19 protein-coding genes are annotated in these 26,025 nt (G+C 72.2%); 10 read left to right on the top strand and 9 right to left on the bottom strand.

The genetic code is table 11. From position 1 onward, the window contains the following. The first annotated feature begins 3 nt into the window (after positions 1-3). The gene (locus tag ABGB12_RS14735) at positions 4-1,041 is read left to right on the top strand and encodes a LacI family DNA-binding transcriptional regulator (RefSeq protein ID WP_347678070.1); all 1,038 of its coding nucleotides are present in this window, start codon (positions 4-6) and stop codon (positions 1,039-1,041) included. Positions 1,042-1,107: 66 nt separating this feature from the next. On the opposite strand, the gene ABGB12_RS14730 is transcribed toward ABGB12_RS14735, so the two are convergent. From ABGB12_RS14730 to ABGB12_RS14715, 4 genes are read right to left on the bottom strand one after another with little or no spacing between them, the layout of a single operon-like run. Beyond that, complete coding sequence (locus tag ABGB12_RS14730) at positions 1,108-1,833, bottom strand: nucleotidyltransferase domain-containing protein (protein ID WP_347678068.1); 726 nt, start codon at positions 1,831-1,833, stop codon at positions 1,108-1,110. An 11-nt stretch (positions 1,834-1,844) separates the two neighbouring features. After that, entirely contained in the window at positions 1,845-2,585 is a 741-nt protein-coding gene (locus tag ABGB12_RS14725; protein ID WP_347678066.1) for a nucleotidyltransferase domain-containing protein, read from the bottom strand. A 6-nt stretch (positions 2,586-2,591) separates the two neighbouring features. Further along, positions 2,592-3,437 (bottom strand): CDP-alcohol phosphatidyltransferase family protein, encoded by an 846-nt coding sequence (locus ABGB12_RS14720; protein ID WP_347678064.1) that lies wholly within the window; start codon positions 3,435-3,437, stop codon positions 2,592-2,594. Beyond that, positions 3,424-4,026, bottom strand: a complete 603-nt coding sequence (locus ABGB12_RS14715) for a phosphatidylserine decarboxylase (RefSeq protein ID WP_347679173.1) — start codon at positions 4,024-4,026, stop codon at positions 3,424-3,426. The genes ABGB12_RS14720 and ABGB12_RS14715 overlap by 14 nt, the downstream gene beginning before the upstream one ends. 261 nt (positions 4,027-4,287) lie before the next feature. Here ABGB12_RS14715 and ABGB12_RS14710 point away from each other — a divergent pair, with 261 nt between their 5' ends. Together ABGB12_RS14710 and ABGB12_RS14705 are read left to right on the top strand one after the other, a co-directional pair. Further along, entirely contained in the window at positions 4,288-5,127 is an 840-nt protein-coding gene (locus ABGB12_RS14710) for an aminoglycoside phosphotransferase family protein (RefSeq protein WP_347678062.1), read from the top strand. A 65-nt stretch (positions 5,128-5,192) separates the two neighbouring features. Continuing rightward, positions 5,193-5,459 (top strand): zf-TFIIB domain-containing protein, encoded by a 267-nt coding sequence (locus tag ABGB12_RS14705; protein ID WP_347678060.1) that lies wholly within the window; start codon positions 5,193-5,195, stop codon positions 5,457-5,459. 60 nt (positions 5,460-5,519) lie between these two features. Here ABGB12_RS14705 and ABGB12_RS14700 read toward each other — a convergent pair whose 3' ends face one another. Together ABGB12_RS14700 and ABGB12_RS14695 are read right to left on the bottom strand one after the other, a co-directional pair. Next, positions 5,520-8,138, bottom strand: a complete 2,619-nt coding sequence (locus ABGB12_RS14700; protein ID WP_347678058.1) for a polynucleotide kinase-phosphatase — start codon at positions 8,136-8,138, stop codon at positions 5,520-5,522. A gap of 40 nt (positions 8,139-8,178) precedes the next feature. Further along, positions 8,179-9,045, bottom strand: a complete 867-nt coding sequence (locus ABGB12_RS14695) for a LysR family transcriptional regulator (RefSeq protein ID WP_347678056.1) — start codon at positions 9,043-9,045, stop codon at positions 8,179-8,181. A 126-nt stretch (positions 9,046-9,171) separates the two neighbouring features. Between ABGB12_RS14695 and ABGB12_RS14690 the strand changes: the two genes are divergently transcribed. Genes ABGB12_RS14690 through ABGB12_RS14675 form a run of 4 tightly spaced genes read left to right on the top strand, consistent with a single transcriptional unit; the run spans position 9,172 to position 17,411 of the window. After that, entirely contained in the window at positions 9,172-10,371 is a 1,200-nt protein-coding gene (locus tag ABGB12_RS14690; RefSeq protein WP_347678054.1) for an NAD(P)/FAD-dependent oxidoreductase, read from the top strand. A 37-nt stretch (positions 10,372-10,408) separates the two neighbouring features. Continuing rightward, positions 10,409-16,153, top strand: coding sequence for a type I polyketide synthase (locus ABGB12_RS14685; RefSeq protein WP_347678052.1), 5,745 nt, complete (start codon positions 10,409-10,411; stop codon positions 16,151-16,153). Continuing rightward, positions 16,153-16,587 carry an acyl-CoA thioesterase gene (locus ABGB12_RS14680; RefSeq protein ID WP_347678050.1) on the top strand — a complete coding sequence of 145 codons (435 nt, stop codon included), beginning with the start codon at positions 16,153-16,155 and terminating at the stop codon, positions 16,585-16,587. Before ABGB12_RS14685 ends, ABGB12_RS14680 begins: the two co-directional genes overlap by 1 nt. Before the next feature lie 8 nt (positions 16,588-16,595). Beyond that, positions 16,596-17,411, top strand: a complete 816-nt coding sequence (locus tag ABGB12_RS14675) for an SAM-dependent methyltransferase (RefSeq protein ID WP_347678048.1) — start codon at positions 16,596-16,598, stop codon at positions 17,409-17,411. A gap of 42 nt (positions 17,412-17,453) precedes the next feature. Here the strand turns inward: ABGB12_RS14675 and ABGB12_RS14670 are convergent, their stop codons facing one another. After that, complete coding sequence (locus tag ABGB12_RS14670) at positions 17,454-18,860, bottom strand: 3' terminal RNA ribose 2'-O-methyltransferase Hen1 (protein ID WP_347678046.1); 1,407 nt, start codon at positions 18,858-18,860, stop codon at positions 17,454-17,456. 91 nt (positions 18,861-18,951) lie between these two features. On the opposite strand from ABGB12_RS14670, the gene ABGB12_RS14665 reads away from it, so the two are divergent. Next, entirely contained in the window at positions 18,952-21,030 is a 2,079-nt protein-coding gene (locus ABGB12_RS14665; protein ID WP_347678044.1) for a glycoside hydrolase family 3 C-terminal domain-containing protein, read from the top strand. A gap of 179 nt (positions 21,031-21,209) precedes the next feature. Further along, positions 21,210-21,665, top strand: coding sequence for a lamin tail domain-containing protein (locus ABGB12_RS14660; protein ID WP_347678042.1), 456 nt, complete (start codon positions 21,210-21,212; stop codon positions 21,663-21,665). 34 nt (positions 21,666-21,699) lie between these two features. Here the strand turns inward: ABGB12_RS14660 and ABGB12_RS14655 are convergent, their stop codons facing one another. Both ABGB12_RS14655 and ABGB12_RS14650 read right to left on the bottom strand, forming a co-directional pair. Beyond that, a complete protein-coding gene (locus ABGB12_RS14655; RefSeq protein ID WP_347678040.1) occupies positions 21,700-23,091 on the bottom strand; it encodes a class I SAM-dependent RNA methyltransferase in 1,392 nt (463 codons plus the stop codon). Positions 23,092-23,190: 99 nt separating this feature from the next. Continuing rightward, a complete protein-coding gene (locus ABGB12_RS14650) occupies positions 23,191-25,185 on the bottom strand; it encodes an APC family permease (RefSeq protein ID WP_347678038.1) in 1,995 nt (664 codons plus the stop codon). Between the two features lie 174 nt (positions 25,186-25,359). Here ABGB12_RS14650 and ABGB12_RS14645 point away from each other — a divergent pair, with 174 nt between their 5' ends. Continuing rightward, a complete protein-coding gene (locus ABGB12_RS14645) occupies positions 25,360-26,025 on the top strand; it encodes a TrkA family potassium uptake protein (RefSeq protein ID WP_347678036.1) in 666 nt (221 codons plus the stop codon).

Genomic DNA, 26,025 nt, shown 5'->3' with positions numbered 1-26,025 from the left:
CCCATGGCGACACGGCTGGCCGACATCGCGGCGCAGGCGGGGGTCAGCGAGGCGACCGTGAGCCGGGTGCTCAACGGCAAGCCGAACGTCTCCACCGGAACCCGGCAGGCGGTGCTCACCGCGCTGGACGTCCTGGGATACGAGCGGCCGCCCCGGTTGCGCCCGCAACGGGCGGGACTGATCGGGCTGATCGTCCCGGAGCTGACCAATCCGATCTTCCCGGTGTTCGCCCAGATCATCGAGACGGCGCTGGCCACCTCCGGGTACACCGCGGTGTTGTGCACCCAGACCCCCGGCGGGATCCGCGAGGACGACTACACCGACCTGCTGCTGGAGCGGGGGGTCGCGGGGATCATCGTGGTCAGCGGCATGCACGCCGACTCCACCTCCGCCCTGGACCGTTACACCCGGCTGACCGAGCGCGGGCTGCCGCTGGTCCTGATCAACGGGTACCGGGAGGGCGTCGACGCGCCGTTCATCTCCAACGACGACACCACCTCGATCGAGCTGGGCGTGGAGCATCTGATCTCGCTCGGCCACACCCGGATCGGGCTGGCGGTCGGACAGGAGCGGTTCGTGCCGTCCATCCGCAAGGCGGCGGGGTTCCGCCGGGCCCTGGAGGCGGGGCTGGGCGTGAAGGGCGCCGAGGCCGACGAGCTGGTCGCGCCGTCGCTGTTCACCGTGGAGGGCGGGCACGCGGCGGCGTCGCGGCTGCTGGACCTGGGCTGCACCGCCGTCTGCTGCGGCAGCGACATCATGGCGATCGGCGCGATCCGGGCGGCCAGGCAGCGCGGGCTGCGGGTGCCCGAGGACGTGTCGGTGGTGGGGTTCGACGACTCGCCGCTGGTGCCCTACCTGGATCCTCCGCTCACCACCATCCGCCAGCCCGTCCGCGAGATGAGCATGGCCGCGGTCGGCTACCTGCTGGAGGAGCTGGGCGGCAACCGGGTGCCGCGCGGTGAGCTGCTGTACCGGCCGGAGCTGGTGGTGCGCAGGTCCACCGGGCCCGTTGCCCGGACGGGCCCGGTGGAGGTCGGCTGAGCCGTGCTCAGCCGGTCCGGAGGGGGCTCGTCGCCCCCTCCGATGTCATTGAACATTCAAACACGCTCAGGAGGGCGGGTCCGCCATTCCCCTCAGCCGGGTCCGGACGACCAGCTCGTGCATGGCCCCGTCCTCCTCGGGCTGCTCGGGCAGCGCCGAGGAGGCCTGCTCCTCCTCCAACCGGGCCAGCAGCGCCTCCACGTCGGGGGCGAAATCGCCGCAGGGGGCCGCGGCGTGCTCGGCGGAGCGCTTGAGCCCGATCAGTTCCGGCAGGTAGCCGGGGCCGCCCTCCAGGACGTTCAGGTCACAGAGGACCTCGCCCGTCCTCATCAGATGGATCCCGGTCAGCAGCACCCGGAAGGTGTAGAGCAGGGGCTTGAGCTCCCCCGTCCTCCCGTACAGCCGCCACTGGGTGCGGGCGAACCCCAGATAGTGGTGGGCGTGGTGGCGGGTGATCAGGCCCGGCGCCAGGGCGACCAGTTCCTCGTGGACGGGCGTCGTCTCCAGGACCAGGGGCGACAGCAGCTGCTCCAGGACGTAGCCGTTCCGCTTGCGCAGGAGGCGGCAGAACTTGAGCAGATCATGGGTGACGAGGTCGGTCTGACGGTCCTCCGACATCCAGGTGAGGGTCTCGGGCCCCTGGACGAGCCCGACCACCTCCTCGGCCGGGAGGACGTGGACGCCCCTCAGGTCGAGATCGGAGTCCTCGGAGGGGAATCCGTACAGGTGCGCCCCGCTGACCGTCGCGAAGACGCGGGGGTAGGGGCAGACGCCCTCGGGCAGCTCGGGCATGGCGGGAAGGTTCACAGGGCGGCCCTCCGGACGGAGATCAGGAAGTCCTCGACGGCCGCGCGGTCGGGGGCCTCGGGAAGCGGAGTGGCGGTCAGGGCGTCGTCCAGTCCTGCCGTCAGCTCCTCGCGCCAGGCGGTGACCTCCTCCCACGGCACCTCGCCCCGCCGCACGGCCAGGAGCCGCTCGCGGTAGGGCGTGACGTCGACGAGGAGTTCGCCCGTCTCCACCAGATGGCGGCCGGAGACCAGCAGGCGCAACAGATGCATGATGTGCTTCCACTTCACTCCTTCGCCTCCTCCCGAGGCGGAGCGCTGGAACTGCCGTTCGGCGTAGCGCAGGAACGTCCGGTGCGCCTTGCGGGACAGGAAGGCGGGGCGGAGGGCGCGCAGCTCCTCTCCCGTCTCCGTGATCCTCTCCACCAGGGGCGACCACAGGCATTCCAGGACGGTGGGGTTGGCCTCCAGCGCCAGCGAGCAGAAACGCTCCACCTCCCAGGAGAACTGCTCGGGCAGCGGCCCGTCCAGATGGGTGGGCGGCTTGTCCAGCCGCCAGAACAGCTCGGTCGGCGCGACGAAGACGCCTCTGCGGTCGACGTCGCTGTCGGCCGTGTCCAGGCCGTAGGCGCGGGACCCGACCACCACGGACAGGATCGTGTGCTCTCGCACCAGCTCGATGGCGGCAGGGGCTTCGATGGAGGCCTCCCGGATAAAGGAGACGCCCCGGCCGGGAGGGCCGGGGCGAAGGGATCCCATGGGGGGTCAGTGCCGGGTCTTCACCCGTTCCCCGGCGCGGCGGCGCACGCGCACGTTCACCCTGCGAGGGCGGCGCAGCGTCCGGCGCCTGGTGTGCGGGACGGCGTGCGCCACCCGCATGGCCCGGCGCAGCCTGAGCATGATCACCGGAAGGGTGCAGGCGGCCAGCAGTTCGGTGGCCGCGGTGAAGCGCATCCACCCGCCGCCGCCGGGCACGCCCGCCGCCCAGGCGACGACCGAGCAGCCGCCGACGACCGCCCAGGCGACCATCATCCCGGCGAGGGCGCGGCTGCTGGGCTTGGGGAAGGGCAGCCGGCTGACCGCCAGCGCCGCCACGCAGGCGATCGCCGCCAGCGCCACCGGGACCGGCGGCGACAGCACGATGATCGAGACCACGGTGAACGCGCACAGCGGCGCGGGCATGCCGCGGAAGATCCCGGGCTCGGGCGCCGCGGTGACGTACCGGGCCAGCCGGACCACGATCGCCAGGAAGAACGCCGCGGACGCCACCATCGCGGGCAGCGCCCACTGGGAGGCGAACCCGGCCCAGGCCAGGGTCATCGCGGCGGGCACCAGGCCGAAGGTGATCACGTCGGCGAGGTTGTCCAGGTGCGGGCCGTAGGGGGTGCTGCGCCAGCGGCGGGCCATGCGCCCGTCGAAGAGGTCGCAGATCGCCCCGATCAGCATGAGGAGGACCGCGCCGGCGAAGAACCGGCTGTCGGTGCCCCGGAAGTCGCCCTGCACCATGATGCTGCGCAACGCCGCGATCCCGCACAGCGCGTTGCCCAGGGTGAGGAAGTCGGCGGGAGAGAGCCGTTCTGCGGGCACGGCCTCCGGCTCAATCGCTGACAAGTCGCGTCTCACCGGCTCGTGTCCTCTGGCCGACGACGACCGCCGGGCGGATCCCCGGCGGCAGGTACACATCGAAGCGGGAGCCGAAGCGGATCAGGCCGAGGCGCTCGCCCTGCTCCACGGTCGCGCCCTCTTCCAGGTAGGGGACGATGCGGCGGGCCACGGTCCCGGCGATCTGGACGCACTCCAGTTCGCCGATCTCGGTCTCGAACCGCCACACGACCCGCTCGTTGCGATCGCTCTCCTTGTCGAACGCCGGGACGTGGCCGCCCGCGATGTGCTCGACCGAGATGATCTTTCCGGCCATGGGCGCCCGGTTGACATGCACGTCGACGGGGCTCATGAAGACCGCCACCCGGGTCCGTCCGTCTGGCCAGGGGTCGATGCTCTGCACCTTCCCGTCGGCTCCGGACAGGACCCGGCCCGTTCCATGGCGGGGCGGGTCACGGAAGAACCAGGTAAGGCCCGCGGCGGTGACCGCCGCGGCGGCCCCCACCAGGGCGCGGTACCGTGACTTCCGGCTCAGCAGAACGGCACCCGCCGCTCCGGCGAGTCCGGGGACCAGCCAGGGTCCGGCACCGCGGGCGATGGACACAGCCGCGCCCTCCGGTTCTCGACGACCGGGCACTATCTCTTCAACTCCTAGGCAGAGGAACAGTTCGGGGGAGCTTACTCAGCGAGACGTCCGCCACACCAGCGAGCCCGCGAATGATCCACTCAAAGTAGCCGATCACTTCCCCCCGGTAACGGTATGACACAGTCGGCCCCAGTGTGTCATGACTTGTTTGCCATGAACCTGGATTCCGCAGTGTTCTCTTCACGGTATCCGGCGGAATGGTTGACTGGACCGATGCGGGACCTCCTCACCGAAGCGGCCCGGGACGCGGGCGGAGTCGGCGATCCCGTCATTCTCTACGAGCGGCACGGCGTCCTGGTGGTGCGCGTGGGCAAGGTCGTCGTCAAATCGCACCAGGCCTCCTCCACTCGTCTGGCCTCGCGGTTCGCCGTCGCCTCCTCTCATCCCGACCTGCTGCTCGCCCCACTCGCCCAGGTGCGGAAGGCCCGGGGCAGGGCGGTGTCCGTCTGGCCCGCCGGTGAGCCGGTCGATCCGCTGCACCCGGAGGAGGCCCCCTGGGAGGAGGCCGCCCGGCTGCTGGCCGAACTGCACTCACGGCCGGTCCCGCCGGGGCTTCCCGAGCAGGGCGCCCCGGCCAAGGTCCACGAGGTGCTCTCCCGCCCCCTCCCCGAAGACCATCCGGCGACGGCGCCGATCCGCCGCGCCTACGCCTCCCTACCGCCGTTCCCGGAGCCCGGCGGAGCCAACCGCCTGGTGCACGGCGACTTCCATCTGGGGCAGCTGGTCCGGCACGAGGGCTCCTGGCGGCTGATCGACCTGGACGACCTGGGCCGGGGCGACCCCGTCTGGGATCTGGCCCGCCCGGCCGCCCTGTTCGCCGCGGGGATCCTGCCGGCGGAGGTCTGGTCCCGGTTCCTCGGCGCCTACCGGGAGCACGGCGGGGTCGGCCTCGGCGAGGACCCCTGGGACAGGCTGGACATTCCCGCCAAAGCTCTGGCGATCCAAACCGCCGCCCGGTGCGTCTCACAAGCTGTGGACGAGAACCGGCCGCTCGACCCGTACGAGTCGGCCCTTATCGACACGTGTGACCGGATTGGCAGCCTCGTCGTCTGAGGATGGCGTAGGGTGCCACCAAAAAAGCCTGTCACGGCATGAGCCGTGCTGGAAAGGTGGCGGAAATGCTTCAGTGCCCGAAGTGCCGTGGCACGATGCGGACCTTCGACCGCAACGGAGTCCACATCGAGCAGTGTGAGATGTGCCGGGGGATCTTCCTGGACTACGGCGAGCTGGAGACCCTCGCCCGGATCGAGAGCCAGTGGCGCCAGGCCGCGCCCCCGCCCGCGGCCGCGCCCGGCTGGGCGGCCCCGCCCGCGCAGGTGGTCCACCACCACCACCCGCGGCACCACCACGGCGGCAGCCTCTTCGGCATGCTCTTCTCCACCTGATCCCCCCGGATCACACTTCGAGGGCGGCGCCCCACGGCGCCGCCCTCTGGCGTCCCAGGGCTACAGGCGGGGGTCGACCGGCTCGGACTCCAGGGCGAGCACCCCGAACACCGCCTGGTGCACCCGCCACAGCGGCGCCCCCTCCGCCAGGCGGGTGAGGGCCTCGGCGCCCAGCGCGTACTCGCGCAGGGCCAGCGAGCGCTTGCGGCCGAGGAACCGCTCGCGCAGGCGGGCCAGCTGGTGCGGGTCGGTGTAGTCGGGCCCGTAGATGATGCGCAGGTACTCCCGGCCCCTGACCTTCAGGCCCGGCTGGACGAGGGAGCGGCGGTCCGGCCCGGTGGCGGGGGCCGCGTCGAGGGGCTTGACGACCATGCCCTCGCCGCCCGCCTCGGTCAGGGACAGCCACCAGTCGGTGGCGGCCGCCTCCGAGGCGGGATCCGCCAGGTCCGCGAACCGGGCGGCGGTGGGCCGGATCAGCTCCGACGGGTCCGCCGCGGCCAGGCGGTCGGCCAGCTCCAGGTGTGCCCGGTGGTCCAGGGCGCCGGGAACGCCGGTGGCCAGGTGGGAGCGCCCCTCGGTGGCCAGCAGCTGGAAGGGCGCCAGCCTCACCCCGTCCAGGCCGTCCGTGGGCCAGCAGTAGCGGGCGTAGGCGTCGCGGAAGAGCGCGGCGTTGCGCTCCCTGCCGGAGACCCGCTCCAGGAGCGGGCCCACCTCCAGGCCGCGGCCCGCCGCCCGCTCCAGCAGGGACACCGCGACGGGCAGCGCGGTGCGCGCCGCCGCGCCGGTGGCCGCGTACTGGCCGCGCAGGAGCTCCTTGGCCTTGGCCGACCACGGCAGCAGCTCGCAGTCCAGCACGAGCCAGGAGGTGTCGAACTCCGCCCACAGGCCGGCCTTCGTCACCGCCGCGCGGACCCGGGAGAGGAACTCCTCGGTGAGCTCCGCGGAGGAGAAGAACGTCCGGCCCGTCCGGGTGCAGACGGCCCCGGTGGTGCCGTCGTCCACGCCGAACCTGGCGCGGGCCGCCTCCTCGTCCCGGCAGACGACCACGACCGCGCGGGAGCCCATGTGCTTCTCCTCGCAGACGACGTGGCCCACGCCCTGGGAGCGGTAGGCGGCGAAGGCCTCCGCGGGGTGCTCCAGGTACCCCTCCAGCCCGGACGTCGCCACGGGCGCCATGGTCGGGGGCAGGTAGACCAGCCAGCGCGGGTCCACCGCGAACCGGCTCATCACCTCCAGTGCGGCCAGGGCGTTCTCCTCGCGGACGGCGACCCGGCCGAGCAGCGCGGTCTCGACCCCGCCCGCGCCCAGGACGTCGTCGATGTGCAGGGTGTCGAGCTCCCGGTGCACGCCGATCGGGGGCCTCTCCCCCGCCTGGCCCGCGGCGGACCCGCCGTCCGCCTCCGCGGGGAACGGCTTGACGGGCTCGTACCAGGCCCGCTCGGCGGGGACGGAGACCAGCTCCTTCTCCGGGTAGCGCAGCGCGGTGAGCCTGCCGCCGAAGACCACGCCGGTGTCGATGCACAGGGTGTTGTTGACCCACTCGGGGCCCGGCACCGGGGTGTGCCCGTAGACGACCATGGCCTTGCCCCGGTACTCGCTGGCCCACGGGTAGCGGACCGGCAGCCCGTACTCGTCGGTCTCCCCCGTCGTCTCGCCGTACAGCGCGAACGAGCGCACGCGGCCGGAGGCCCGCCCGTGGTACTCCTCCTTGAGCCCGGCGTGCGCGACGACGAGCCGCCCTGCGTCCAGGACGTAGTGGCTGACGAGGCCGTCCATGAACCGGACCGCCTCGTCGCGGAACTCCTCGGTCTCGGCCTCCAGCTGCTCCAGCGACTCGGCCAGCCCGTGCGAGACCGTCACCTTCCGCCCGCGCAGGGCACGCAGCAGCTTGTTCTCGTGGTTGCCGGGGACGCACAGGGCGTCGCCGTCGCCGACCATGCCCATCGCCAGCCGGAGCACGCCCGGGGTGTCGGGCCCGCGGTCGACGAGGTCGCCCAGGAAGATCACCTGACGGGACGGGTGGTGCGCCCCGACCGGGCGCCCCTGCTCGTCCCTGCGCAGCTCGTACCCCAGTTCGACGAGCAGCGCCTCCAGCTCCGCGCGGCAGCCGTGGACGTCACCGATGAGGTCGAACGGGCCGGTGAGCTCGCGCTTGTCCGTCCACGCCTTCTCGTAGGAGATGGTCGCCGCGTCGATCTCGGCCTCGTCGCGCAGCACGTAGTGCCGCTTGAACTCGCGTCCGAGCCCGCGCATCCCCCGGCGCAGCTCGCGCCGCTGGCGGGGGATGACGTGGGCCGGCAGCCGCCGCTCGGGACGCAGCGCGTTGCGCGCCTTCGCCACTTCCTCGGGGACGTCCAGCACGACGCCGACGCAGAGCACGTCATGGTCCTTGGCGAGCTTCAGCAGCGCCTCGCGGGACTTCGGCTGGACGTTCGTGGCGTCCACCACCGTGAGCAGCCCCCGTCGTAGCCGCTTGGCGACGATGTAGTGCAGCAGGTCGAAGGCGTCGCCCGTGGCCGACTGGTCGTTCTCGTCGTCGGAGACGACCGCGCGGCAGTGGTCGGACGACACGACCTGGCTCGGCTTGAAGTGCCGCGCCGCGAAGTACGACTTGCCCGATCCCGACACGCCGATCAGCAGGACGAGGCTCGTCTCAGGGATACGCAGTTCGGTCAGCACCCGGCAAGTCTCTCGCGATCATCAACGGTGAGGAAACGGATTATTCCCAGGAGCGCTCGTTGATCCAGCCTTCGCGGCGGGCCAGGCGCAGGGCGGTCTCCGCGACGGCGGCGGTCGCGGGGTCGGCGGCGCGGGCGTTCCACAGGAGTTCCAGGTCGAAGTCCGGGAGCGGGTCGGTGATCGGGAGCGCGGCCAGGCCGTCGGGGATGTGCGCGACGGTCGAGGAGGGGATGACGGTGAAGTTGAGCGGGTCGTTGGGGATCGGGTGCTCCCAGACGGTGAAGCTCTCACCGGTGCTGGACAGGGCCTGGAGGACCGCGTCGTGGTAGGCGGGCGCGCGGCGGCGGGGGAAGTAGCAGAAGGTGTGTCCGCGCAGGTCGCGTAGCGCGACGCCCCCCGCGCCGGCCTTGGAGTGGGTGGCGGGCAGCAGCGCCACCAGGCGCTCCTTGCGGAGGGTCCGGCGGGCCAGCCGGGCGTGGGCCGGCGCGCAACGCGTCAGCACGAGTTCCGCCTCCCCGTCGAGGAGAGCCTGGTCGGGCGCCCAGTGCCTGAAGGCCTCCACGGTGATGCCCGGATGCTCCTCGGCCACGGCCCGGGTCAGCATCGGGACCGTGTCGTAGCCCGCGGCGGGCAGGTACCCCAGCCGCACGGTGCCCGTGAGCTCGTCGAGTTCGCCCCGGCCCAGCTCCCGTACGAGCCGGTCGGCGTCCTCGACGATCCTCCTGGCGCTGGTGACGAACTGCCGCCCCGCCTCGGTGAGCCGGGTCGGCCTGCGTTCGAAGAGCGCCACCCCCAGCTGCCGTTCCAGGTCGCGGATCTGTCTGCTCAGCGGAGGCTGCGCCATGTTCAGCTTCCGTGCCGCGTTCTGGAAGCCTCCCTCGTCGGCGACCGCTATCACGTAACGCATCAGACGAAGATCAACTGACATAGCGAAACAGTATTACCGATCGGTACTCAAAAGGTATTGGACTGAGCTTGATCGCCCCCGGCAGGCTGATCCCTACCATCTGGTAACCATCGGGGAGATGGGCTTTTGACCTACGAATACGACGTCGTGATCGCGGGGGCGAGCGTGGCGGGCTGTGCGTCCGCGATGCTCTTCGCGACGCGAGGCGCACGCGTCGCGCTGCTCGAGAAACGCACGACCATTGACGCGCACAAGGTCCTGTGCACGCACACCCTCCAGCCCGGCGCCCTGCCCGTCCTGAAGACGCTGGGCGTGCTGCCGGAACTCGAGGCGGCGGGCGCGCAGGGGCACGTCACCGAACTGTGGACGCCCTGGGGCTGGATCCGGCCCCGGCCCGAGCCCGGCGGCGAGCCGCTGCCCCACGGCCTCAACGTCCGCCGCTCCACGCTCGACCCGATCCTGCGCCAGGCCGCCGCGCGGACACCCGGCGTCGACCTGATGCTCGGTGAGGCGGTCACCGGGCTGCTGGAGGAGAACGGCCGGATCACCGGGGTCCGCACCGGCGCGCGGACCATCACCGCCCGGCTCACCGTCGGCGCGGACGGCCGCGGCTCCACCGTCGCCGCGCACAGCGGGCTGCCCGCCCGGGTCAGCGCCAACAACAGGCTCGGGTTCTTCGCCCGGTACCGAGGACTGCCACCCGCTCCCAGCCGGGTGTGGTTCCTCGATCCCGACACCGCGTTCGCCTTCCCCAACGACGGCGACATCACGGTGATCGCCTGCTCTCCGTCCAAGGAGAAGCACTCCGCCGCCTTCCGGCGCGACATGGAGGGCTCCTTCGAGTCCTTCGTCCGCGCGCTGCCCGACGCCCCGCCCATCGACGAGGGCGAACGGGTGTCGAAGGTCGTCGGAACGTTCGACATGCCCAACGTCTACCGCAAACCGCACCGCCCGGGTCTCGCGCTCGTCGGCGACGCCGCGCTGGCCACCGACCCCCTGTGGGGTGTGGGCATCGGCTGGGCGCTGCAGTCCGCGCAGTGGCTCGCCGACGCCTCCGTCCCCGGCCCCGGCGAAGGGCTGGAGGAGTACGGGCGCAAGCACCGCTCGTCCCTCGACAGCCACCACAAGCTGATGGAGGACTACTCCTCCGTCCGCCCGTTCAACCCGTTCGAAAAGCTCCTGCTCTCGGCCGCCGCACGTGACGCCGTCTCCGCCAGGCACTACCAGTTGTTCGCCGGACGGCTCATCGACGTGAAGGAGTTCGCCTCGCCCGCCGCGCTGCTGCGCGCGCTGCGCGTGAACGCCCTGCACCGTCTCGGCCGCTGACGCGGTCTTCCGTACCCCCTTGGAGTTCGAAGTTCCCATGTCTTCTCGCATTGCCATCATCGGCATGGCCTGCCGTTTCCCTGACGCCGCCAACCCCGCCGAGCTGTGGGAGAACGTCCTTGCCGGACGCCGCTCCTTCCGCCGCCTCCCCCCGGAGCGCATCCGGATGGAGGACTACTGGTCTCCCGACAAGTCCGCCCCCGACCACTTCTACTCGACCGAGGCCGCTCTGCTGCGCGACTGGCGGTTCGACCGGCTGCGCTTCAAGGTCGCCGGAACCACCTACCGCAACACCGACATGGTCCACTGGCTGGCCCTGGAGGTCGCGGCCGAGGCGCTGGCCGACGCCGGCTTCCCCGACGGCAAGGGCGCGCCGCTGGAGTCCACCGGCGTGGTCATCGGCAACTCGCTGACCGGTGAGGGACAGCGCGCCGCCGGGATCCGGCTGCGCTGGCCCTACGTCCGGCGGATCGTCGCCGGCGCCCTGGAGGGCAAGGTCGCCAGGGAGGACCTCGCCGAACTGCTCGGCCGGATGGAGCACGACTACAAGGCACCCTTCCCGGTGCCCGACGGCGACTACCTCGCCGGCGGCCTGGCCAACACGATCGCGGGCCGCGTCTGCAACCACTTCGACTTCAACGGCGGCGGCTACACGGTCGACGGGGCGTGCGCCTCGTCCCTGCTGTCCCTCATCACCGCCTGCAACGCGCTGATCTCCGGCGACATGGACCTGGCGGTCGCGGGCGGCGTCGACATCAGCATCGACCCCAACGAGCTGATCGGCTTCTCCCGCGCCGGTGCCCTGGCCACCGACGACATGCGCGTGTACGACCAGCGCTCGGCCGGGTTCTGGCCCGGTGAGGGCGCCGGCATGGTCGTGCTGATGCGCGAGGAGGACGCCCTCGCCCGCGGCCACCGCGTCCACGGCATCGTCAGCGGCTGGGGCATGTCCTCCGACGGCGCGGGCGGCATCACCCGGCCCGAGACCGACGGCCAGCGCATCTGCATCGACCGCGCCTACCGGCGGGCCGGTTTCGGCGTGGAGGAGGTGCCGTACTTCGAGGGCCACGGCACCGGCACCGCCGTCGGCGACGCCGCCGAACTGCAGACGATCAGCGACGCCCGCAAGGCCGCCGCCCCGTCCGCTCCCCCCGCCGTGATCGGCTCGATCAAGGCCAACATCGGGCACACCAAGGCCGCCGCGGGCATGGCCGGCCTGATCAAGGCGGTCCAGGCCGTCCACCACGGGGTCCTGCCGCCGACCACCGGCTGCGAGCGCCCGCACCGGATCCTCACCGAGGGGAGCCCCTCACTGCGGGTCCTGCCCAAGGGCGAGGCCTGGCCGCAGGACGCGCCGCTGCGCGCGGGCGTCAGCGCGATGGGCTTCGGCGGCATCAACACCCACGTGGTGGTGGAGTCCGCGCGCCCGTCCCGGCCCCGCATCGACGGGCGGACCCGCGCGATCCTCAGCTCCCCCCAGGACACCGAGCTGTTCTGCCTGGACGCCGACACCGCCGACGAGCTCGCCGCGGCCGCGACCTCGCTGTCGGCCACGGCCGAGGGCATGTCCCGCTCGGAGCTGCCCGACCTCGCCGCGCACCTGGCCGGGAAGCTCGGCCACCGGGCCCGCCGCGCCGCCGTCGTGGCGGGCACTCCCCGGCAGCTGGCCGACCGGCTCCGCCAGGTCGCCGCGCTCGCCGGAGCGCAGCGGCACCTGGACCCGGTGAACGGCGTGTTCGTCGGGACGCTCGGCGAGCTGCCGCGCGTGGTGCTGATGTTCCCCGGCCAGGGCTCGGGCTCGAGCGCCTCCGGGGGCGCGGCGCGCCGCCGGTTCGAGGAGGTCGAGGAGCTGTACGAGCGGGCCGCGCTGCCCTCCGGCGGCGACCAGGTCGAGACCGCGGTGGCCCAGCCCCGGATCGTCACCGCCTCGGTGGCGGGCCTGCGGCTGCTCGACCGGTTCGGGATCCAGGCCCGCGCCGCGCTCGGGCACAGCCTCGGCGAACTCGTCGCCCTGCACTGGGGCGGCTCCTACGACGAGGACGCGCTGCTGCGGATCGCCGCCGCCCGGGGCCGGGCGATGAGCGAGTTGTCGGAGAGCGGCGGCGCGATGGCGAGCATCGCCGCCGACGCCTCGGCCGTCACCCCGCTGCTCGCGGGCGAGCCCGTGGTGATCGCGGGTTACAACTCCCCCGGGCAGACCGTCGTCTCCGGTCCGGCCGAGGCCGTCACCCGGGTGGTGGCCGCCGCCTCCAAGGCCGGGTTCTCGGCGGTGCGGCTGCCGGTCTCGCACGCCTTCCACTCCCCGCTGGTCTCCCCCGCCGCCGACGCGTTCGCCGCGCGGCTGGCCGAGGAGAGGCCCGGCCCCGTCCGCCGCCGGGTCGTCTCGACCGTCACCGCGGCCGCCGTCGCCGAGGACCCCCGGGAACTGCTGCGCGAGCAGATCACCGCGCCCGTCCGGTTCACCGAGGCGTTGTCGGAGGCGGCCAAGGACGCCGACCTGCTCATCGAGGTCGGACCCGGCCAGGTGCTGACCGGGCTGGCCCGCGAGATCACCGACGTCCCCGCCGTCGCGACCAGGACCGACGAGGAGTCACTGGCCGGGCTGCTGCAGACGCTCGGAGCCGCGTTCGTGCTCGGCGCGGGCGTCCGGATCACGGAGCTGTTCTCCGGCCGCTTCAGCCGCCCGTTCGATCCCGAGGCCAAGCCGTACTTCCTCGCCAACCCGTGCGAGACCACCCCCGAGGTGGACCCCTCGCTGCTGGTGAGCACGGCTCCCGCCGAGAGCGGCGCGGCGGCCGCGGCGCCCTCCGCCGAGGACGACACCGCCGACCCGCTGCTGCTCCTGCGCAGGATGGTCGCCGAGTACGCGGAGTTCCCGGTCGAGTCGGTGCAGGCCGACAGCAAGTTCCTGGACGACCTGCACCTCAGCTCGATCGTGGTGGGGCAGATCGTCGGCGAGGCGATGAAGCGGCTCGGCCTGGACCGGCCCGCCGCGCCGACCGGCTACGCGACCGCCACGCTCGGGCAGGTGGCCGAGACGCTCACCCGGCTCGTCGAGACCGGCGAGGCCGTCGTCGAGGACTCGGCCGAGGCCGCCGCCAAGATCGTCCCGCCCGGTGTGGACACCTGGGTCAAGGCGTTCGCGATCGACTGGCGTGAACTCCCGGCCCCGTCCCGCAGCGCGATGCGGACGCCCGGCGCGTGGCGGCTCGTCGGGACGCACCCGGCCGGGACCGCGCTGGTCCGCGCGCTGGAGGAGGCCGAGTGCGGATCGGGAGTGCTGGCCGTCGTGCCCGCGGCCGGACCCGAACGGCTGGACCTGCTGCGCGAGGCCGCCGACACGGTGCTGGCCGACAAGGACGTGACGCGCTGCGTGATCGTCCAGGAGGGGCCGGGTTCCGCCGGGTTCGGCAAGACCCTGCACCTCGAGGCGCCCTGGGTCTCCACGGCCGTCATCAAGGCCGACCCCTCCCGGATCGAGGAGATCGTCGCCGAGGCCGTCTCGACCGACGGGTTCCGGGAGGTCGCCTACGCTCCCGACGGGACCCGCACCGAGCCCGTCCTCCAGCCGGTCGAACCGGCCGGCGCGGACCTGCCCGTCGGCGCGGGAGACGTCATGCTGGTCGCGGGCGGCGGCAAGGGCATCACCGCCGAGTGCGCGCTGGAACTGGCCCGCGAGAGCGGTACCGCGCTCGCCCTGCTCGGCCGGTCCGACCCCGCGAGCGACGACGAGCTCGCCGCCAACCTGGCCCGCATGGAGTCCGCCGGGGTGACCGCGCGGTACTTCCAGGTCGACGTCACCGACCGCGCCGCCGTCGCCGCGACCGTCCAGGAGATCGGCGAGGTCCTCGGCAAGGTCACCGCCGTGCTGTACGGGGCGGGCGGCAACGTGCCGAAGCTGCTGGAGGAGCTCACCGACGACGACTACCGGCGGACCATCGACCCGAAGGTCACCGGTCTGGAAGCCGTCCTGGGCGCCGTCGACCACGACGCGCTGAAGCTGCTCGTCACCTTCGGCAGCATCACCGGACGGGCCGGGCTGCGCGGCGAGGCCCACTACGCCGTCGCCAACGAGTGGCAGAGCGACCTCGTCGAGGCGCTGGCCGCCAGGCTTCCGAACACCCGCTGCCGCGCCGTGGAGTGGTCGCTGTGGTCGGGCGTCGGGATGGGTGAGCGGCTCGGCTCGGTGGAGAACCTCTCCCGGGTCGGCGTCCACACCATCACCCCCGACCAGGGCGTCGCGATGCTGCGCGGCCTCGTCGCCGACCCGGACGCTCCGGTCGTCTCGGTCGTCACCGGCCGGTTCGGCCAGATGCCGACCGTCAGGTTCGGCGCCGACGAACTGCCGCTGCTGCGCTTCCTGGAGCAGCCGCGGGTGTTCTACCCCGGCATCGAGCTGGTCGCCGACTCCGAACTCGGCTGGAGCAGCGACCCTTACCTGGCCGAGCACGTGTTCAGCGGCGGGAACAGCGCGGTGCTGCCCGGCACCGTCGGCATCGAGGCGATGACGCAGGCCGCGGCCGGTCTCCTCGGGTCCGACGCGGTGCCCGTCCTGGAGGACATCGAGTTCCTGCGGGCCGTGGTCGTCGGCGAGGACGAGAAGATCACGCTGCGGGTCGCCGCGCTGGCCACCGGGCCCGGAAGGGTCACCACGGTCGTGCGGTCCAGCACCACCCGGTTCCAGCTCGACCACTACCGGGCGGTCTGTGACTTCTCCGGCGCCCGACCCCGCCCGCTCGGATTCGTCGACCCGGCCGACGCCGACCTTCCGGCGATGGACTTCGACCCGGCCACCGACCTCTACGGGCCGATGCTCTTCCACGGCCCGCGGTTCAAGCTGGTCCAGAGCGTGCACCGGACCGGCGCGCAGCTCGCGACCGGCCGGCTGCTGCCCGGCACCGAAGCCGCGTGGTTCGGCCGCTACCTGCCGTCCACGCTGCTGCTGGGCGACCCGGCCGCACGCGACGCCTACATGCAGCCGATCCAGACCTGCGGCCCGACGGTCCTGGCGATCCCGGCGGGGGTCCGGCGGCTGGTGCCCGGCCCGGCGACCGGCTCCGCCCCGGCGACGGTGCACGTCCGGCACCGGTTCGACGACGAGGAATGGGACGTGGAGGTCGCCGGCCCCGACGGGCGGGTCATCGAGACCTGGGAGGGGTTCACCACCCAGCTGGTCAGCAAGTACGAGGTGCCGTCGGTGTGGGTGCCGATGCTGCTCGGCTCCTACCTGGAGCAGGCGCTCATCGACCAGGGCCTGACCGGCCGGATCACGATCGACCGCGACCCGGACGGGATCGGGCGGCGCGAGGCCAGCGAGCTGATGCTCAAGCGCCTGCTCGGCGCGGCCACCAAGGTGACCTGGCGGCCCGACGGCAAGCCCGAGGTGGACTCCGGCCGGACGGTCTCGGTGTCGCACCGGGCCGGCGTCACGGTCGCGGCCGCCCTCCCGGGCGTGGACCTGGAGCTCGTCGAGAGCCGCGACTGGGCGAGCCTGCTCGGCCCCGACCGGCTCGCCCTCGCCGAGACGATCGCCGAGGAGTCCGGTGAGGACCTCGACACCGCCGCGACCCGCGTGTGGTCGGCCGCCGAATGCGTGGTCAAGGCCGGGCTGCCGGTCGAGACCCCGGTCACCTTCGACTCGGTGCACGAGGGGGGCTGGGCCGGGCTGCTCTGCGGCGACCGGCGGATCCTCACCTTCGCCACCCGGCTGCGCGACGTCGCCGAGCCCGTCGTGCTGGCCGTCCTCACCTCCGAAGGCCCGGCGGAAGGGCAGACCCGCTGATGGGCGACGCCTACGAGTACCGGCACATCGTCACCATCGAGGACACCGACCTGCTCGGCAACGTCAACTACGTCAACTACATCCGGTGGCAGGGCCGGGCCCGCGAGCTGTTCCTGCGGGACTACACGCCCGACGTCGTCGCCGGGTTCGCCGACGGAGTGCGGCTGCTGACCGTCAGCTGCCACTGCGACTACCTGCGCGAGCTGCGGGTGTTCGACGAGGTCGTGGTGCGGATGCGGCAGGGCGAGCTGGGCCAGACCCAGTCGGTGATGACGTTCGAGTACTGGCGGCAGCTCCCCGGTGGCGGCGAGGAGCTCGTCGCCACCGGGGAGCAGCGCATCGCCTGCGTCACCACCGACGCCAACGGACATCTCGTCCCAGCCCGCTTCCCCGAGTCGATGAGGCGCGTCCTCTCCCAGGTCCAGAGCCGTTAGGAGCAACCGTGCAGGAGAGAAGAGAAGAGGCGGTCTCGGCCACCGCCCGCTGGACGGCGGCCGTCCGCGCCCACGAGTCCGGCCTGCCGGACGCCCTGTTCACCGACCCGTACGCCGCCGACCTGGCCGGGGAGGAGGGCTTCCGGCTCCTGGAGCGCTACGGCAACCCGGGGGTCAAGGAGTTCATCGCGGTCCGCACCCGCTACCTGGACGAGGTGGCGGCGGAGGCGTCCGGCCAGGTCGTCCTGCTGGCGGCGGGACTGGACACCCGCACGGCGCGGTCGCCCTGGCGGTCCGGCGTGGTCGTCTACGAGGTGGACCGGCCTGCCCTTCTGGAGGCCAAGGACAAGGAGCTGGCCGGGCTCGGTGCCCGGCACGGCTGCGAGCGCAGGACCGTCCCGGCGGACCTGACCGGCGACTGGCCGTCCGCGCTGCGTACGGCCGGCTGGGACCCCGGCGCGCCCACCCTGTGGATCGCCGAGGGGCTGCTGTTCTACCTGCCCGAGCGGGAGGCCCGCGCCCTCGTGACGAAGGTGGCGGAACTGTCCGCGCCGGGCGACGTCCTGGCCGGAGACCTGCTGAGCCACCAGTCGATGATCAGCGAGTTCTCCCGCGAGGGGCTGCGCAGGCTCACCGAGGACGGCTGCCCCTGGCTGTTCGGCACCGACCGTCCCGAGGAGTTCCTCGCCGAGTGCGGGTGGCGGCCCGTCGAGGTCAAGTGCCCCGGCGAACCCGGCGCGTCCTTCGGGCGCTGGCCGTGGGAGCCCCTGCCCCGCGAGGTCGAGGGCTTCCCTCGCAACTTCCTGTTCACCGCCCGTCGCTGACAGGCGGAACGGCCCCCGGAGACCTCCGGGGGCCGTTCCCGTTCACCGGGTGAACACGCCCATCTGGGTGGGCGGGCCGACCTCGGGGTCGTCGTCGCCCACCGGCTCGTAGCGGACCTGGTAGCCGTACCGGGCGCAGACGTCCTCGGCCCACTCGTGGAACTGCGCGCGGGTCCATTCGAAGCGGTGGTCGGGGTGCCGGAGCCCCGTCAGTCCCTCATAACGCACGTTGTGCTCCACGTTGGGCGTCGTCACCACGACCGTCCGGGGCCTGGCGTGCCCGAAGACCACCCGGGTCAGGGCGGGCAGGCGGGGAGGGTCGACGTGCTCGATGACCTCCATCAGCACCGCCGCGTCGTATCCGCGGAACCTGTCGTCCAGGTACGTCAGCGCGCCCTGGAACAGTTCCAGCCGCTCGGCCTGCGGGCGCGGCAGCCGGTCCACCTTCAGCCTGCGGCGGGCGATGGTGACGGCGGTGTGCGAGACGTCCACCCCGGCGATCCGGGCGAAGGACGGGTCGCGCAGCAGCCGGGAGAGCAGCTTGCCCTGCCCGCATCCCAGGTCCAGGACGGAACGTGCCTCCTCCCGCTTCAGCGCGGCCGTGACGGCCTCCAGCCGCCGCTCGTTCAGCGGGACCTTGCGCTCGTGCTCCTCGGCGCCGTCCCGGTCGGCCTCGGGCAGGTCGAGCGCGTCCTCGGGCAGGCCCTCGGCGTCGGCGAGACGGCCCAGCGCGGCCCGCACCAGCCCTCGCCGGTTGCCCAGGTAGCGGCGGGTGATCCCGGCGCGCTCGGGGTGCCCGGCCAGCCAGCCGGACCCGGCGCGGATCAGCTTGTCGACCTCGTCGGGGGCGAGCCAGTAGTGCTTGGCGTGGTCGAGCACCGGCAGCAGCACGTACACCTGGTTGAGCGCGTCCGCGAGCCGGACCGTGCCGCGCAGGGTGAGCGTGACGTACCGGGAGTCGCCCCATTCGGGGAAGCGCTCGTCCAGCTGCACGGGTTCGGCGGAGACCTCCCAGCCGAGCGGCTCGAACAGCCGGCGCGCGAACTCCGGGCCGCCTTTGCACGGCAGCGCGGGCAGCGACAGCTCCAGCGGGACGGCCCCGTCCGCGACCTCCTGACGGGCAGGGCAGCGCCCGCGCATCGCGGTGCGGAAGACGGCGTTCATAGCGGAGGACAGCAGGGACGAGGCCGCGTACGGCCGGTCGTTCACGTACTGGCTCAGGGAGAAGTCCGGGCTGTTCTTCCCCCGGCTCCGCTGGAGGCCGATCGGGTCGACTTCCAGCAGCAGCGCGGCGGTGCAGCGCTCGGCGGAGGCCTCGGGATAGAAAACGTGCGCGGTCCCGAAGGCCTGCTCGAACGTCTGCGCCCGGTCAGGGTGTTTGTGGAGCAGGAACCCCAGGTCCGTCGCGGGAGCATCCTGGCCCGAGGTCATCGTGATCGTCAGCAGCACCGCCCCAGTCTCCCCCAGAGCCGAAGAATGCACGATTTGTTATTCGATGGTGGTTACTAGGGAGGAAAGTCGCCCAGAAGAATGAGCGCTTGTGATCTCCCGCAGCACAGCCCTGGCCCTCACCGCCGTCCTCGGCCTCCCCCTGCTCGCCGTCGCGGGCTCCTCGGCCGCCGCCCCCGGCCCCTGCGGAAGCGTGTCGGCCCGCCCGTGGTGCGACCGCGACCTGCCGCCCGACAGGCGGGCCGGGCTGCTGCTGAAGGCGATGACCCTGGACGAGAAGATCGGCCTGATGGCCGGGGACGACGCCCTCGGACCGCTGAACACCGACAAGGACCCCGGCGCGCACGAGGGAACCGTCGACGGGATCCCGCGGCTGGGCGTCCCGACCGTGCTCATGGCCGGAGGCGGGCCCGCCGGGATCCGGCAGGGCCCGGGCACCGCGCTGCCCGCGCCGATCGCCCTCGGCGCCGGATTCTCCGCCGCCGACGCCGCCCGCTACGGCAGGCTCGTCGGCGACGAGGGCAGGCGCAAGGGCAACGACATCGTCCTCGGCCCCGCCCTGGACATCCTGCGCATCCCCAACGCCGGGCGCGGCTACGAGTCCTACGGCGAGGACCCGTACCTGACCGGCCGCCTCGGTGCCTCCTGGATCAAGGCGGCGCAGAAGCAGGGCGTCCTGGCGATGGTCAAGCACTACCCGGCCAACAACCAGGAGACCGACCGCTACCAGGTGAACGCGATCGTCGACCCCCGGACGATGCAGGAGATCTACCTGCCGCCGTTCGAGGCCGCGGTCCGGAACGGCCGGGCCGCCGCCGTCATGTGCGGCTACAACAAGGTGAACGGCAAGCCGTCCTGCGCGAACGGCACGTTCCTCGGCACGGTCCTGCGCGGCTCGTGGGGCTTCCGGGGGTTCGTGGCGTCCGACTGGCTGGCCGGCGCGAAGAACACCGTGGCGTCCGTGCGCGGCGGGCTGGACGTCGAGATGCCCGTCGGCCTCATCTACGGCAAGGACCAGCTGAACCAGGCCCTGCGCGAGAAGAAGATCACGTCCCGGCAGATCGACAAGCGGGTCCGCGCGTACCTGCGGACTCTCTTCGCCCACGGCGTGTTCGACCGCGCCCGGTACCGCGACCGGCCGCAGACCATCAACGTCGCCGCCAACGACCGGACCGCGCAGGCCATCGCCGAGAACGGCATCACCCTGCTGAAGAACAAGGGCGTCCTGCCGCTCAAGCCCGGGGCGAGCGTCGCCGTCATCGGCTCGTCCGCCTCCGACTACATCAGCGGCGCGGGCTCCTCCCGGGTCACCCCGCGCAAGCCCGTGACCGCGCTGCAGGGCATCACCGCCCGCGCCACAGGCCCCGTCTCCTACTCCGACGGCTCCAGCCTCACCGCCGCCGCGGCGGCAGCCCGCCGTGCCGACGTGGCCGTCGTGGTGGTGTCGGACGCGCGGGAGGAGGCCGAGGACCTCAAGTGCATCTCCCTCAGGTGCGGCGCCCCCGACCGCGAGGACCAGGACGCCCTGATCCGCGGGGTCGCCGCCGCCAACCGCAACACCGTCGTGGTCCTGCAGACCGGCGGCCCCGTCCTGACCCCGTGGCGGAGCAGGGTCGCGGGCCTGGTGCAGGCCTGGTACCCCGGTGAGCGCGGCGGCACGGCCATAGCCCGAGTCCTGTACGGCGACGCCGAGCCCGGCGGACGGCTTCCCGTCACGTTCCCCGTCGCCAATGCGAAGGCGGCCAAGAGCGGCACCGTCCGCTACTCCGAGCGGCTCCAGGTCGGCTACCGCCGGTACAACGCCCGCAGGCTTCCGGTCGCCTACCCGTTCGGTCACGGGCTCTCGTACACGACGTTCGGATACAGCCGTCTGAAGGTGTCGGGCAACCGCGTCCAGGTGACCGTGACGAACACCGGACGCCGCGCGGGCTCGGCCGTCCCGCAGCTGTACCTCACCTTCCCCCGCTCGGCGGGGGAGCCGCCGCGCCAGTTGAAGGGCTTCACGAAGGTGATGTTGAAGCCCGGCCGGTCCAAGCGGGTCACCTTCGTGCTCGACAAGCGGTCCTTCTCCATCTGGAAGAACGGCTGGAAGGCCGTCGGGGGCTGCCACACCGTCGAGGTCGGCTCGTCCAGCAGGCATCTTCCCCTGTCGGGGAGGCTGTGCCGCTGATCTTCGTGATCCCGGAGGCCCGGGTGGCCCGTGGTGACGAACCGCCTTCATAAGACAACAGGTACAAAAGCCCAGTAGTCTGCTGAATCCTGTCAGTCCGGAAGGCGACCCCGGGCCCCCCGAGCCGGTGGTCGGCCGATCCTCGCTCGACCCACGGAAAGATCGGAGACGAACCGCTGATGCGCAAGCCCCTGATCGGCGCCCTCGCCCTCGGCGCCGCCCTGCCGCTGATCGCCGCGGCGCCCGCCGAGGCCGCCCCCGCCGTCCGCTTCTCCCTCGTGCAGTACGACGCCAAGGGCAAGGACACCGGCAAGAACGTCAACGGCGAGTACCTGGTCATCACCAACTACGGGAGCAAGGCGGTCAGCCTGGCGGGCTGGACCATCGGCCACACCCGGCAACTGAAGGACTCCAAGTACACCTTCTACTTCCCGGCGCGGAACTTCTCGGTCAAGCCCAAGGGCAAGATCGTCATGCGCATGGGCGAGGGCAGGAAGACCAAGACGACCGTCTACCAGGGCATGCGCCGCCACCTGTGGCCCAACGTCAAGGGTGCGGCCTACCTGTTCGACCGTTCGAACAAGCGCATCGACGCCTGCGCTTGGAACAGCCCCACGGGCTCCACCAGGTGCTGACGGACCGGGCCGGCGCGGAGCCGGCCCGGCCGCGTCACCCCCGCACGAGGGAGGCGACGCACTCGACGTGGCTGGTGTTGGGGAACAGGTCGAACGCCCTGAGCGTCTCCAGCACCCAGCCGCGCGCCGAGAAGTACTTCAGGTCGCGGGCCAGGGTCGCTGGATCGCAGGACACGTAGGCGATCTTCCGGTTGGTGCGGCGGGCGATCTCGTCCACCACCTTCTCCCCCGCGCCCGCCCGGGGCGGGTCCAGCACCGTGATGTCGGCCCCGCGCACCCGGGAGCCGCCCCGGTGCCCGGCCTCCTGCCCGCGCTTGACCTGGGTCCTGGCGGTACTGCGGCCCTGGCTCTGGCCGAACTCCAGCGCGGCCAGCACCTCCTCGACCTTGCCCTGCTCGATGTTCACCTGCGGCAGGTCCTTGAGGTTGAACTTGGCGTCGCGGACCGCCTGCCCGCCGGCCTCGACCCCGACCACCAGGCCGCGCGGGCCCACCCGCTCGCCCAGCACCCCGGCGAACAGGCCGACCCCGCAGTACAGGTCGAGGGCGATGTCCCCCGGCTTGGGCTGCAGCGCCTCCAGCACGGCGTCGGCCAGCTTGTCGGCCGCCCCCGGGTGCACCTGCCAGAAACCGCTGCCGGTGACCTGCCAGAGCCGCCCTGCGGCCTCCTCACGCACGAACGGGACGACCGGGCGGCGGCCCTCCCGCGGCCCCTGCCCGGGTCGCTCGGGCTTCACCAGCCGCACCGGCACGTCCAGCTGCGGCACCTGCGGCGGCCTGCCGCGCCTGCCCTTGGGCTCGGAGACCACCACCAGGCGGTCCCCGGTCGCGGCGGACGTGATGCCCTCCACCGCGGAGGCCCCGGGCCAGCGCTTGCGCTCGATCCCGATCATCTCGACGCCGGGGTGGGCGATCAGGCACTCGTCGACGTACTCCAGGTCGTGCGAGCGGTGCTTGCGCAGCCCCACGGCGCCCTCGGGGTCGACGGCGAACTGCACGCGCGTGCGCCAGCCGAAGCCGGGCGGGGCGGACAGCGGCTCGCCGTCCTCTGTGTAGACGGCCGGGACCGGCACCTCCTCCACATGCACCGGCCGGTCGATCCCGGCCAGCCGCCGCAGCTGCTCGGCCACCACGTCGGCCTTGAGCGCGCGCTGCGCCGCCGGGGTGGCGTGCTGCCAGTCGCAGCCGCCGCAGCGGCCCGGCCCGGCGAACATGCAGGGCGGCTCCACCCGGTCCGGCGACGACCTGAGGATCTCCACCGCGTCCGCGCGCAGATAGGTGCGGGTCTCCTCGGTCACCCTGGCCCGGACGAGTTCGCCCGGGAGGGCGTGCCGCACGAAGACGACCAGCCCCTCGTGCCGGGCCACGCAGAAGCCGCCATGCCCGACGGGGCCGACTTCGAGTTCAAGGAGATCCGAATCAGTCACGTTCCGCGAGTCTAGGGCCTGCTTCGAAGTCGAAGGAACGGTCCGGCGCCCGGCGGCGCCCCTCCGGCGGGATCCCCCGGGAGCACTTCCCGTGCGCTCTCACTGATCGCCCCGCCGGACCGAGCCGGGGGCCGGGCGTTCGGTCCGGCCCTTGAGCCTGGCGGAGGAGGCCAGCTGCCAGGGCACGCTGGTGACCATGACGCCGGGCTGGAAGAGCAGGCGGCCCTTCAGACGCAGGGCGCTCTGGTTGTGCAGGAGGTGCTCCCACCAGCGGCCCACCACGTACTCGGGGATGTAGACCGTCACCACGTCCCGGGGGGACTTGCGCCGGACGTTGCGCACGTAGTCCAGCACCGGGCGGGTGATCTCCCGGTAGGGCGAGTCGAGGACCTTGAGGGGGACCGGCAGGTCCAGCGCGTGCCACTCGTCCTGGAGTTGCGCCGCCTCCTCCGGGTCCACCCCGACCGTGACCGCCTCCAGGATGGAGGGCCGGGTGGCCCTGGCGTAGGCCACGGCGCGCAGCGTCGGCTTGTGGACCTTGGAGACCAGCACGATGGCGTGGTTGCGCGCGGGCAGCGCGTACTCCTCCTCGTCCGGCTCCAGTTCCACCGCGACCCGGTCGTAGTGGGTGCGGATCCCCCGCATCACCAGGAACAGCGCGGGCATCGCGATGCAGACGATCCACGCCCCATGGGTGAACTTCGTGATCAGGACGATCACCAGCACGGTGCCGGTGATCACCAGCCCGATGCTGTTGATCAGCCGGGAGGTCCGCATCTCCCTCCGCCGCTTGGCGTCCGACTCGGTGCGCAGCAGCCGGTTCCAGTGCCGGACCATGCCGGTCTGGCTGATGGTGAAGGACACGAAGACGCCGACGATGTAGAGCTGGATCAGCCTGGTCACGTCGGCCTTGAAGACGTACATCAGCACGATCGCGGCCCCGGCCAGCATGAGGATGCCGTTGCTGAAGGCCAGCCTGTCGCCCCGGGTGTGCAGCTGCCGGGGCAGGTAGCGGTTCTGCGCCAGGACCGAGGCCAGAACGGGGAAGCCGTTGTAGGCGGTGTTGGCGGCCAGGATCAGGATCAGCGCCGTCATGGCGGTCAGGAACACGTACATGGGCGTGAAGTTGCTGAAGACCGTCTCGGCGACCTGGGTGATCACCGTGTTCTGCCCCTTGGAGACGTCCTCGCCGGTCGCCGGGTCGATCAGGCGGCTGCCGTGCGTCGGGTCCGCCGCCTTGGCGTCGGTCAGGTAGGCCAGCGCGCTGACGCCGCCGAACATGGTGACCGCCACCAGGCCCAGCATCGCCAGGGTCTTGGCGGCGTTCTGCCCCTTGGGCTTCTTGAACGCCGGGACGCCGTTGCTGATCGCCTCGACGCCGGTGAGCGCCGCGCACCCGGACGCGAAGGCCCGCAGCAGCAGGAAGATCCCCGCCGCTCCGGCCACGCCGCTCGCGGTGCCCTGGACCTCCAGGCCGGCGGTCGAGGCCTTCAGGTCCGCGCCCGCCGCGAGCCGGATGAAACCCCAGATCATCATGGCGAACACCGCGAACATGAAGAGGTAGGTCGGGATCGCGAAGGCGATGCCCGACTCCTTCAGTCCGCGCAGGTTCAGCAGGGTCAGGAGGACGACGATGAGGATCGCGAAGCCGACCTTGTGCTCGTGGATGAGATCGGAGAAGGCCCCCAGGTTCTCCACCGCCGAGGAGATCGACACCGCGACGGTGAGCACGTAGTCGACCAGCAGGGCGCTGGCCACGACCAGCCCCCAGTTGCCGCCCAGGTTGGTGGTGGCGACCTCGAAGTCGCCGCCCCCGCTCTGGTAGGCCCGGACGTTCTGCCGGTAGGAGGCCACCACGACGAGCAGGATCAGGATGACGGCGGCCGCCACCCAGGGGGTGAAGGCGTACCCGGCCAGCCCCGCGATGCCCAGCGTGATGAGGATCTCCTGCGGAGCGTACGCGACCGACGACAGGGCGTCACTGGCGAACACCGGAAGCGCGATGCGCTTGGGAAGAAGCTGCTCGTGAGCCTGCGCGCTGCGCAGGGCCCGCCCGAGCAGCAGACGCTTGGCGACGTCGGGAACCTTCGACACGTAGAGAGACTCTAATCGTTGCCCTCACGGGCGTTTCTCCTCGGCACCCCCTGATACGAGAACGGACCCGGCCGACCGGTATCCGCGTTCTCCGCAGGGCGGAGCTTTGCCTGTTCGGGGGGATACTGTCGCGTACAGCCACCGACATCTTCACGATCGAGAACGGAACGGTTCGTGCATATCGTCATCATGGGATGCGGCAGGGTCGGCTCGACCCTCGCCCATATCCTGGAGGACAAGGGCCATTCGGTCGCCATCATCGACCAGAGCCCCGAGGCCTTCCGCAGGCTGCGCGGAACCTTCAAGGGCCGCCGGGTGGTGGGCATGGGCTTCGACAGGGACGTGCTGATCGAGGCCCAGATCGAGCGGGCCTCGGCCTTCGTCGCGGTCAGCAGCGGCGACAACTCCAACATCATCTCCGCCCGGGTGGCACGGGAGACCTTCGGGGTGGAGAACGTCGTCGCGCGGATCTACGACTCCCGGCGGGCCGAGGTCTACCAGCGGCTGGGCATCCCGACCGTGGCGACGGTCCGCTGGACCGCCGAGCAGATGCTGCGGCGGCTGCTGCCCGACGGCGCGATGCCGCTGTGGCGCGACCCCACCGGTGAGGTCAAGCTCGCCGAGGTGCAGACCGACACGGCCTGGATCGGCGCCAAGGTCGGCGAGCTGGAGAGCTCGGCGCGCACCCGCGTGGCCTTCCTCAGCCGGCTCGGCGAGGCCGTCATCCCCACCGGGGACACCGTCATCCAGGACGGCGACGTGGTCCATGTGATGGCGCGTTCCTCTGACATCGACCGGATCACCGAGGCGCTGGCCGAGCGCGTCCAGGAGAGTGAGTGA

The organism is Actinocorallia sp. B10E7 (assembly GCF_039871655.1).
Classification (GTDB): domain Bacteria; phylum Actinomycetota; class Actinomycetes; order Streptosporangiales; family Streptosporangiaceae; genus Actinocorallia.
The sequence above is the reverse complement of the archived record's forward strand: the minus strand, read 5'-3'. Positions and strand labels throughout refer to the sequence as shown.